This window comes from Kocuria dechangensis (assembly GCF_014636775.1).
Lineage (GTDB): Bacteria > Actinomycetota > Actinomycetes > Actinomycetales > Micrococcaceae > Kocuria > Kocuria dechangensis.
Genome location: NZ_BMEQ01000022.1, coordinates 56,995 through 64,191, shown reverse-complemented (window position 1 = coordinate 64,191; position 7,197 = coordinate 56,995). Strand labels below are relative to the sequence as shown.

5 protein-coding genes are annotated in these 7,197 nt (G+C 70.8%); 2 read left to right on the top strand and 3 right to left on the bottom strand.

The window, feature by feature from the left end; all coding sequences use genetic code 11:
• On the top strand, positions 1 to 542 hold a 542-nt coding region (locus IEW07_RS16205), incomplete at its 5' end, for a transposase (RefSeq protein ID WP_188539132.1).
• Between the two features lie 218 nt (positions 543 to 760).
• On the opposite strand, the gene mobF is transcribed toward IEW07_RS16205, so the two are convergent.
• Complete coding sequence (gene mobF / locus IEW07_RS16200; protein WP_188539130.1) at positions 761 to 5,269, bottom strand: MobF family relaxase; 4,509 nt, start codon at positions 5,267 to 5,269, stop codon at positions 761 to 763.
• A gap of 609 nt (positions 5,270 to 5,878) precedes the next feature.
• Here mobF and IEW07_RS16195 point away from each other — a divergent pair.
• Positions 5,879 to 6,304, top strand: coding sequence for a hypothetical protein (locus IEW07_RS16195; protein WP_188539122.1), 426 nt, complete (start codon positions 5,879 to 5,881; stop codon positions 6,302 to 6,304).
• A 19-nt stretch (positions 6,305 to 6,323) separates the two neighbouring features.
• On the opposite strand, the gene IEW07_RS16190 is transcribed toward IEW07_RS16195, so the two are convergent.
• The gene (locus tag IEW07_RS16190; protein WP_188539120.1) at positions 6,324 to 6,806 is read right to left on the bottom strand and encodes a hypothetical protein; all 483 of its coding nucleotides are present in this window, start codon (positions 6,804 to 6,806) and stop codon (positions 6,324 to 6,326) included.
• Positions 6,787 to 7,071 carry a hypothetical protein gene (locus IEW07_RS16185; protein WP_188539118.1) on the bottom strand — a complete coding sequence of 95 codons (285 nt, stop codon included), beginning with the start codon at positions 7,069 to 7,071 and terminating at the stop codon, positions 6,787 to 6,789. The genes IEW07_RS16190 and IEW07_RS16185 overlap by 20 nt, the downstream gene beginning before the upstream one ends.
• Between the last annotated feature and the right edge of the window lie 126 nt (positions 7,072 to 7,197).

The following is a 7,197-nucleotide window of genomic DNA, read 5'->3' as shown; positions in this document are numbered from 1 at the left end:
ATCATCTACGGCAGCGGCGAGCCGAAGAACCCGGAATCCCGGTCACGCAGCTACTGGATGAGATTCGCGAGCTCGGCTATCCCGGCAGTGCGAACCTGCTGCATCGCTACCTGAACCAGGGCCGGGCCGATGAGGACCAGGCGCACCTGTCGCCTCGCCGTGCGGCCCGACTCCTGCTGACCACACCGGATCACCTGACCGATCGGCAGAGCGAGCGTTGTGACCGGCTCGCCGCCTCATGCCCGCAGATGACCGCTCTGCGCTGCCTGATCCGGGATTTCGCCGGCCTCTTGAAGCCCGAACAGACCAACCCGGCCAGACTCCAGACCTGGATCCGCGCCGCCCAGTCTGCCGACCTGGCGCACGTGCACTCCTTCGCCCGTGGACTCGAACAGGACCATGACGCCGTCATCGCCGCGCTCACCACACCCCACCACAACGGCAGAACCGAGGGCGTGAACACGCGCACGAAAATGCTCAAACGACAGATGTACGGCCGAGCCGGCTTCATCCTGCTCCGCCACCGCATCCTCCTCGGCTGACGGACGCCCACCCAATCACCGAAAGTGCGACAGAGCCGTTACTGCGATAGTCCCCATTGCCCCGCAGCTGGGCGAGGTCCGCCGGTAGCCCCTCCTGGCCGACCTCATCTGAGGCCCGGCTCGTTGGTGTCCGAGGGCGGCTGAGAGAGGTGTTCGTCGTCGGGGCGGGAGCAGCAACCGACCTATCAGGGCACCGCTAATTGTTGTCGATATGGCGCTTAGAGGCTGCGACCGTCGTCGCGGCGGGTGCGGTCGGCCGCGCGCCGGGTGGCTGCGGCCCGGTCTTCCTGACACTTAACCGTCTGCTCAGTTCGCTCAGCGGCCTTGAGGCGCTTGGCGACCTGGGCGTGTTGAGCGCGCCAGGACGGTCCTGAGGCCTGTTGACGGGACTGCTCGGTGCTCTCGGACACCTCGGGCTCCTTCTTCGGCGTCGGTGCGGGAGTGGCCGGCTCGTGGGAGGTGGACGTGCCGGTGGCCGGGCCGGCCTGCTGGGTCGTGGCGCGGTGGCGGGCCACGGCGCGGGCAATAAGCTCATCGGTGCTCAGCGGCCGCTCGGGCGTCTGGGCGGTGACGGCCTTGGCTGCCTCGGTGACCGCGGCCGCCCGGGCCTGGGTGTGGGGCAGCGGGTCGGCGGCCTGCCCACGGGCGGCCCGCAGCGCCTCGAGGACCTCCTGAGCTTGGGGAGGAACAGCGCGGACCCGTTCGGCCACATGCGCCTCGTCGACGGCCTGGCGGATCTGCGCCGGCGTCTGCGGGGCGGCGGTGGTCAGCATCGAGTGCTTGTGCAGCGCGGTGGCACGAGCAATCAGCGTGGCCGCCACCGGGTCCTGGCGGTGCGCCTTCGGGATCAGCGCCGTCTCATGGGCCCCGATGTTGTAGCGGGTCCGGTACGCCTCGACCTCCGCGGCAACCTGGTGCCACTCCGCCGTCTTCGCCGGCTTGGAGGGGACCGGCCCCAGCGCCGCGGTCCACTCCGGGCGGGTTTCGGCCAGCTCGGCACCGCGCACCATGACGCGCTGCTCTATGCGGGTCCGTAGTCGTTCCAGCTGCTCCCGGTATTCGGTCGGCACCTGTGGGTCGTTCATCAGCGGGGTGGGGGCCAGGTCCTCGCTCACCCGCCGTCCGTCCGCCACTGGGCGCGGGGGAGGGGTCTTGGCGGCCACCGCGCGCACCTGCTGTTCAGCGGCGATGGCCTCACCGATGGACACGGACGAGTCGGAGCGGGTGCGCTCCCCCCGGGCAATCTGCTCCAGGCCCGCCTGGGCCGGGGACAGACCCGCCCGGCGTTCCTGCTCGGCACTCATGGTGCGGGTCATCCAGTCCAGCTTCGCGGCGGTGGTGGAGGTCCACCGCTCCGGAGGCATGGCCTCCAGCTGCGCCAGGCCGAGCCGGAGGGTCTCGTCCAGTTCGGCCGAGGACATGAGCGCGAAGGGGTGGGTCGCCCACTGGGGGTCCTCGAGCACCTGGTCCTGGAGTGCCCGGGTGCGGTCGGCCAGGCGGGCCAGGTGCGCATCAGTGAGGTTGCCCAGGGGCCGGCGGTCGGTGGTGTCGAGGATGGCCCGGGCGGTCTCGATCTGGTGCTCCAGGCGCCAAGCCAGCACCGCGGCCGGATCTGCGGCGTCCCCGAAACCGCGCTGGTGCACCGCCCGGGACAGCAGTGCGGCCGGGTCCAGGCCCTGATCCTGAGCGGTGTGCAGGTGCGTGGCCACCGCCCCCCACGCCTCGGCCCCGGTGAGCTCCGCAGCCTTCTCCGCGCCCAAAACCTCAACAGCCATCGTGCGGGTCTTGGCCGTCCAGGCCGCATCGTGAGTCTCGCGGTAGACCCCGGCCAGGGTGGCGACGTCACCGTTGCGCATGGCCTCAGCGGCCACCGTTTCGTGGGCGGAGAGGTTGCGGTCGTAGGCGCCGGCGATGGTGGCCAGCGCCTCGTCGCGGGTTTCACCGTCGGCCAGAGCGACGTAGAGCTGGTTGGTCTCCCGGCCCCGGGTGGCGGCCACATAGGCGGCGGCCCGGTCGGTGGCCGCATCCAGGATGGCGTGTGCGGTGTCCACGGTCGCGCCCTGGGCGCGGTGCACGGTGGCCGCATAACCCAGCTGCCCGTGGGCGGCCAGGTACTCGGCGTCCAGGGTGATCTTGCCCCCGTGTCCGGTGTGGCGCAGCGTGGCCGTGTCCGCCCCGACGTGCTCCACGGCCCACACGTCGTTGTTCTTCACGAAGTCCTTGCCGCCGTTCAGCGCCAAGGTGCGGTCGTTGCGCCGGGTCACCACCACGTCCCCGGCATGCGCTGTCAACCCGTCGCGCAGCACCACGGACTCCCCGGTGGCGCCCAGGGTCCCGGTGGCGACCCGGGCGGCCTGGGCCCGGGCGTTGAGCTCGGTGACGGTGGCGTTGTCCGAGGCGATCAGCAGGGACCGTTTGCCGGCCTGGGTGTCGGCGATCCAGGCCCGCAGGGCGGCGTCGACCATGGCCTCGGTGTCCCCGGCCACAACCCGCTTGTTCTCCATGTACCAGGCCCAGGGGGTGTCCGCCCCAACGGCCGGGGGCTCGCGCAGCGCCAGGGAAGCGGCGGCCTCGCCGGGCGCGCGGAAGCGGTGCACGGCCTCCAGCCGGGTCGCTCCGACCTGGGCATCGAGCAGGCGCAGGGCCCCGCCGGAGCCGATCGCCCCGAGCTGGCGGTCGTCACCGATGGCGCGCACCACCGCCCCGTGCCTGGCCGCCACCGTCACCAGTTCGGCGAGTTTGGGGGTGGTGACCATGCCCACCTCGTCGACGATCACCACGTCACCGGCGTGCAGCTGCACGGCCCCGGTGCGCCCGGTGCGGTGGGCGATCAGGAAGGCGTCGATGGTGGTGGCCTGCGCCCCGATGTCGCCCGCCATGACCGCGGCCGCGGCCGCCGTGGGTGCCAGGCCGACGACGGTGCCGCCGGTGGCGCGCACGGCGTCGGCGGCCAGGGACAGGCTGGTGGTCTTGCCGGCACCGGCCGGACCGATGCCCAGGGCCAGCAGCTTCTCATCACACGCGAAGGCCCGGGCCAGGGCCACCTGGCCGTCGCTGAGCGGGCCGGTGTGGGCGGCCAGGACCTCCTCGAACCGCTCGGTGGAGACGGCGGGGATGACGGTGCGCTGGGCGGCGGCCAGCACCTGGTGCTCGGCGGCCAGCACCTCCCGGGAGGTGTAAAGGTGCGCGTCGGAGCGCACGAACTGGCTCGTCCCATCGGCGCGGGCAAACTCCGGCAACCGGGGAACATCGGCGTGTGGGGTGACCGCCAGGCTGTGCGTGGTGGTTGCCTCGTTGACCACACGGGCGACGAGGTCGTCGGGGACGGTGCGCCCGATCATGGCTTGTTTGAGGTGGCGGCGGGTCTGGGCGTGGACGTGGTTGACACTCCAGGTGGCCCGCTTCTGGGACAGCTCGTGCACCACCAGCCGGGCGTGCTCACTGACGTTGATCTGCGCAGCGTCCGGGCCGGTAGGCAGTCCCGTGGCGGCCGCACGGACGCGCTCCAGCAGCTCGTCCCCGACCGGCATCTTCACCTGCTGCCCGTACTCGGTGCCCCACTGCTCGACCAGCTCGGACAGGCGCCGGGCGCTCTTCTTGGCCGGCCGGGACTGGAGGGTGGCTTGCTGGGCCAGGGCGATCTTCTGCTTCGGACTCGGGGCGTAGCCGTGGGCTTGCGTGAACTCCGCCTCCAGGTGCTTCAGGGTGCCGGCGATGTCGGCCCGGCGGGAGGAGGCGTGGTGGATGGCCTCCAGATCGATCCCGGCGATCTCGAAGATCGGCTCGTCCCCACCCGCCGCCCGGGGCACCGCCGCCACACCCAGGGCGGCGCAGACCTTCTCGACGACCTTGGCGTTGTAGGTCTCCGAGGCCGCCACCCCCATGCGGTACAGGGTGCGCCCGTCCAGCGACGACCACTTGCCGTCCACCCCTTTGACCTTGTTGGCGATCACCACGTGGTCGTGCAGGTGCGGGTCACCGGTGCGGGAGTCGTAGTGACGGAACTGGGTGGCCACCAGACCACCGGCCACGTCGATCTGCCGCACCCCGTTGCGCCCGCGCCGGGTGAAGGTGGCTTCTCTTTCGAGGAAGGAGAGGGTCTCGGCGATGGCCTCGGTGTGCGCCGCCTCCACGGCCTTGCGGGCCTCCTCCCCACCCAGGGCCCACAGCAGGGAGACCGACTTGGCGGGGGAGAACACCAGGTCGTAGCCGGCCACGGTCTGCTGCCTCGGGGTCGTCTGGGCCGTGATGAACCGGCCCAGCTCGGAGCTGTTCTTCGCGTCGCGGCCGTGCATCTCCCGGAAGAGTTGGCCGCCCACTCGACCCCTGATGGCCCGCGCCTGCTCCTTCGACGGCGCCGCCCCGGTGGTGCGTTCGTGCCGGGCGATCTCCTCGCCCAGCCGGCGGACCAGCTCCGTGTCAGCGGTGGTGTACCGGCGGTACTTCTGGCCCAAGGCCACATCGCTCTGGGTGCCGCCCTCAGCCAGGATGCGGTCGGCCTCGGGGTGGATGCCCTCCCCGAACAGCGCCGCCATCTGCGCCTCGGTCACCTCACCGGCCACCCCCAGCAGGGCCTGGGAGTGGGCGACCCACTGCCCCGGCGGCATCCCTTCCACGGTGTAGTAGTCGCCCAGCTCCCGACCCTCAGCGCGCAGCTCATCGGCGGAGGCGACCTCACTGGTGTAGTAGGCATACCCGTCGCCTGCGCTGAGCTTGTGGACGGTCATCACACACGCAATGTGAACATGTTCATCCTCATTTATCAATGATGCAAGAGGTGTGACAGTCCACAGGGTCGCAGGGCGGCGACTGAGCGTCGGCGAAGGAGGAGCCCGAGAACCCGGGGTGTCCGTCACGGATGTGACGCGGTGGTGCCCACGAGACCTGGGAAGTGTGGGCAGGTGATGCCGCTGAGTGGTCCGAGGAACGAGGACAGGGGAAGGAGCATCAGCTGTCCACACGGCAGGTCGACTGGGTGGCACCGCACCGGCTTGTCCACGCGTGGGGTTCCGGGTGGGCAACCGGCACGAGGTTTCGCGTCGGTTGTGGGTCCGGCGGAGGGACCGGGATTTATCCCGGAGCCGGTCCACGGCCGGGGCGAAAGCTCACAGCACTGTCGCCCTGTGGGCGTCCTTTCCCGGTCGCGGCTGTGCCCAGCCGACGGACACCCCTGGTGAGCCGCGCAGCAGAGGTGAGCAGTGCCGTGCTGGGTGCAGGCGCGACCAGTCCCAGACCGAGTACCGCGAGGTCCGCTTCCCCGGCCGGTCGCCTCGCCGCCGGCGGGGGAGGAGTGCTTGAATGGTGATGAACATGTTCACAACACGGAGGGGTGTGGGATGGCGCCGCGCAGGAGTGCGACCAAGACCGAGGCCAGGGAGCGGGCCCGCCGGGCAGCGGCGGAGTCGATGGCCCGGGAGCAGCGTCTGTTGGAGCTGGGGGAGGAGTTCTTCCTCGCGGCCGGTGAGGCCGAGCAGATCCTGGCGGCGGCCGAACGGCGGATCGACGAGATCCGCACCCAGGCCCAGAAGGACGCCGCTCAGTCCCGGCACGCGCAGGCTCGGGTGGTGGCGGCCATGAAGGGGGAGCGGGCAGGGGTGACCGAGATCGGCCAGCGGCTGGAGCTCTCTGCGACCGACGTGCGCGCCCTCCTCACAGAGACGTCTGCGCCGGCCCCGGCCGGCACGGAAGGCGTCACCGCCGACGATGAGCCCGTGACCGACGAGGAGGTGCAGGGCGCACAGCCCGAGACCGTGAGCGTGTAGCCGGCCCTGCGGAGAATGCTCAGAACAGGGTGGGGTGGTCCGGGTCGATGCCGTGGACGAGTTCGCGCACCAGGTCCTCGTCCCAGCCGCCGGTCTTGAGCGCATCACGCAGGTTCCGGGAGCGGGCCGAGCGCTCCGCCCGGGACAGTCGTCGCCACTTCACCGCGTTGGGGGAGGGCATACGTTTCTTCATCGCCCGATCACGCATGTTCTCCGAGCTGGTACCCAGCAAGAGGTGCGTGCTTGGGTCCACGGAGGCGCGCACGCACAGCGGGACATCGCACCAGTGCATCGCGGTCAACCCCTCGATCGCGTCCAGCCCGCCGTGGACGGTGGCCAGGGCGAAGCGGTGGGCGGCGACGGCTCTCTGGCCGCCGGCGGTGCCGATCCAGAACCGGCCGTACCCGTCGTCGCTGATCGCTCCCAGCCACAGCCAGCACGAGCCAGGATGGGGGCCTTTGAGGACGTGGGAGTAGAAGCGTTCAACGTCGGATGCGCGCACGGGCCACCTCCACCCGGTGCACGGCCAGCAGCATCCACCCGGTGATCAGCCCGGCGACCACATCGGCACGCCAGGTGAAGTCGAAAGCCAGGATGAAGCCCCACACCATCCACAGGTAGGGGATCAGCGCCACGGTCCCGGCCAGCTGGTGCCGCAGCAGCGGCGGCATGGGGACGAGGCGCAGGAACCAGTGCGCTGCACCGTGGCCGATGCGGTAACCCAGACGGATCCACCAGGACAGGTACGGGAGCAGGACGCGCAGCACCGGCTCTCCCTTCCAGGTCGTCGTCGGTCACAACTTCGTAAGCACTGGGTACCGACCGTTTCCGTGTCGGCCGTGCGGGAACGGCCAGTGCTTCGTTCACCCGGGTCTGATCTTAGAGACGTCGTA

What these genes read in the sequence shown, in the direction of transcription:
- mobF (WP_188539130.1), bottom strand. Translation starts at nt 5,269, where the DNA reads ATGACCGTCCACAAGCTCAGCGCAGGCGACGGGTATGCCTACTACACC.
- IEW07_RS16195 (WP_188539122.1), top strand. Translation starts at nt 5,879, where the DNA reads ATGGCGCCGCGCAGGAGTGCGACCAAGACCGAGGCCAGGGAGCGGGCC.